This is a genomic window from Candidatus Aquicultor secundus, from assembly GCF_002791875.1.
GTDB lineage: Bacteria > Actinomycetota > Aquicultoria > Aquicultorales > Aquicultoraceae > Aquicultor_A > Aquicultor_A secundus.
This window is the reverse complement of sequence record NZ_PFNG01000121.1, coordinates 355-3,380: the sequence shown is the minus strand read 5'-3', so window position 1 is coordinate 3,380 and position 3,026 is coordinate 355. Positions and strand designations below refer to the sequence as shown.

The following is a 3,026-nucleotide window of genomic DNA, read 5'->3' as shown; positions in this document are numbered from 1 at the left end:
AGGCACAGGATGAACAGGATCAGGAACCCTTAAGCGTGTCTTACGCTGACGGCCCCAGATATTGGGACATCATGCGTGCCGTTACCTCGGCTAAGCAAGCCGACAAGAAGCTGGGTGGCAGCAACGACTACAAACTCCGCTGGTACAAAAAAGGATATAAAAACGTTGGTGAAGCCATTATAAGCAAGGATACCGGTCGCATGGTAATAACATTCCCCGAGCCAACCGATACTTCGGTCACAGCCGATCTGGTTATTCCCCAGGAAGGGCTCAAAGTAATCAAGAAAGCCGCTACAGTAAACCGCAAGGAAGAAAAGGGACGAGAAATTTAAGCCCTTAAAAGGTTACGGCTTTCCCATCTTGCTTTACCCAAATGTGCTTGTATGCTATACATTATTAAAGCATAAGATGCACAAGCGTGAACATAACCATGGCTAAGCAATAACATGTGATCAAAGTGTTGCTAGGGGCTGAATTATATTGAAGGTACGTGATATTATAAAGATGATTGAAGATGATGGTTGGTGCTTGATCGCAACAAAGGGTAGTCATAGGCAATATAGACATTCTTCAAAAACAGGTAGAGTTACAATAGCAGGACATCTAGGTGACGATTTAAGCCCAGGCACATTAAATAGCATCCTAAAGCAGGCCAAGCTTAAGGAGGTAAAATAGATGTATCGTTTTCTTGTAATTATCGAAAAGGCGAACGGTAATTATTCGGCATATTCACCGGATCTACCTGGGTGCATTGCCACTGGGTCTACACCTGAAGATGCGGAGCAAAATATGCAAGAGGCAATTAAGATGCATGTACAAGGATTAAAGGAAGACAATTTACCTATTCCGGAACCCCATACCTTTGCTAAATATATTGCCGTTTAGTTAACAACCTTCATATTTAAACCCTTGACCCCGGCCTCTGGCCTCTGGGCCCTGAAACAGCCAAGCGCCTACCCTTGCCGCTCCTGATATAATTGTCCTGACATAACCCTGATATAATTGATTAAATAGATTAGGGATATACTCTGGGAGTATCCCCTAAGGAAATCCATTCACGCCACAAGCAGAACAGCTGGAAATGAGACGGTAATGCACGAAGACAAGATAGTTATTCGCGGAGCGAGAGAACATAACTTAAAGAATATAAACCTGGAGCTTCCAAGGAACAAACTCATCGTTATGACGGGCTTGAGCGGCTCGGGCAAGTCGTCCCTGGCGATCGATACGATCTATGCCGAGGGGCAGCGCCGTTATGTCGAATCCCTGTCGGCGTACGCCAGGCAGTTCCTGGGGCAGATGAACAAACCCGATGTCGACCACATAGATGGGCTGTCGCCCTCGATCTGCATCGACCAGAAATCAACCTCTAAAAACCCAAGGTCGACCGTCGGCACGATTACCGAAGTCTACGATTACCTGCGCTTGTTGTACGCGAGGATAGGCATACCGCATTGTCCGAGCTGCGGAAAAGAGATCACCCAGCAGACGTCCCAGCAGATAGTCGAGCAGGTCTTAAAACTTGCCGACAGCACAAAACTGCAGGTGCTGGCGCCGGTTGTGCGTGGTCGAAAGGGTGAGTACCGCGAGCTGTTCGAACGCCTGCGAAAAGATGGTTTTGCCAGGGTGCAGGTAGACGGCAAGGTCTACGGCCTCGATGAAGATATAAAAATCGACAAGAAAGAGCGCCACGACATCGACGTGGTTGTGGATAGGATCGTTATGAAGGACGGCATACAGCGCAGGCTTGCAGACTCCATCGAGACGGCGCTAAGCCTGGGTGAGGGGATCGTATCTATCCAGGTAATAGATGGTGGCGAGCGGCAGGATTTCAGCACGCATTTCGCCTGCATCGACTGCGGAATAAGCCTTGAAGAACTCGAACCGAGGATGTTCTCGTTCAATAATCCGTACGGCGCGTGCAAGGAGTGCACGGGTCTCGGTACCAGAATGGTCGTCGATCCCGAGCTTATCATCCCGGACGAGAATCTCAGCATCAACGAAGGCGCTATCCATCCGTTCTACCATAGCCGTATGGATTTTTATCCCAAGCTGATTAAGGCGGTTTGCGAAGAATTTGATATAGATATGGATACTCCATGGAACGACCTCTCCGAGGACGAGCATAAGATCGTAATGCTGGGAACGGAGGGCCACCCGATTCATATCAAGTATCGCAGCATGACCGGGCGCACCAGGAGCTACCATGCATCCTTTGAGGGCGTGCTTAAAAACCTGGCGCGCCGTTACCGCGAGACCGACAGTGACTATGCGCGTGAGTGGATCAGCCAGTACATGGCGCTGCGGCCGTGCGCCGTGTGCAACGGCGCACGCCTGAAACCCGAGAGCCTGGCCGTAACCGTGGGCGGGCTCAACATCTATGAACTATGCGAGATGTCGATCAGAGACACGCTTACGTTCATAAGCGACGTCACCCTCAGCGACCGCGAGCAGATGATAGCGCACCGCGTGCTTAAAGAGGTGCGCGAGCGCCTGAAGTTTCTTGTCGACGTCGGCCTTGATTACCTGACGGTAAACCGCACGTCGGGTACGCTCTCCGGCGGCGAGGCGCAGCGTATTCGCCTGGCCACGCAGATAGGCTCAGGCCTGGTAGGCGTTCTTTATGTGCTGGACGAGCCGAGTATCGGCCTTCACCAGCGCGACAATCGCAGGTTGATACAGACGCTCAAGCGCCTCCGCGACCTCGGCAACACGCTTATAGTCGTCGAGCATGACGAAGAAACCATGGTCGAGGCGGATCACATAGTGGATATCGGGCCGCTTGCCGGCGAGCACGGCGGAAGGATTATCGCAATGGGGACGCTAAACGATATCATGAACAACCCGGAATCAATTACCGGCCATTTTTTAAGCGGTAAGCGTAAGATCGAAATTCCCACCGAGCGCCGGGTGCCCGGTGAGGCATGGCTTCGGATAAAAGATGCGAGCGAGCACAACCTAAAAAATATCGACGCAGATATTCCGCTCGGCCTGTTTGTCACCGTAACCGGCGTATCGGGCAGCGG

The 3,026-nt window shown here is 51.3% G+C and carries 4 protein-coding genes; all 4 read left to right on the top strand.

The genetic code is table 11. The annotated features are described in order from the left end of the window. Positions 1 to 332 (top strand): hypothetical protein (locus COY37_RS05030; RefSeq protein WP_286976530.1); only part of this gene is annotated, 332 nt, incomplete at its 5' end. 148 nt (positions 333 to 480) lie between these two features. Then, complete coding sequence (locus COY37_RS05025; protein WP_286677385.1) at positions 481 to 675, top strand: type II toxin-antitoxin system HicA family toxin; 195 nt, start codon at positions 481 to 483, stop codon at positions 673 to 675. Then, positions 676 to 885 (top strand): type II toxin-antitoxin system HicB family antitoxin, encoded by a 210-nt coding sequence (locus COY37_RS05020; RefSeq protein ID WP_286677386.1) that lies wholly within the window; start codon positions 676 to 678, stop codon positions 883 to 885. A 207-nt stretch (positions 886 to 1,092) separates the two neighbouring features. Further along, a partial coding sequence (uvrA, locus tag COY37_RS05015; RefSeq protein ID WP_286976525.1) for an excinuclease ABC subunit UvrA occupies positions 1,093 to 3,026 on the top strand: 1,934 nt, incomplete at its 3' end.

Excerpts from the sequence above, each read along its gene's own strand:
- COY37_RS05020 (WP_286677386.1), top strand. The coding sequence starts at position 676 with ATGTATCGTTTTCTTGTAATTATCGAAAAGGCGAACGGTAATTATTCG.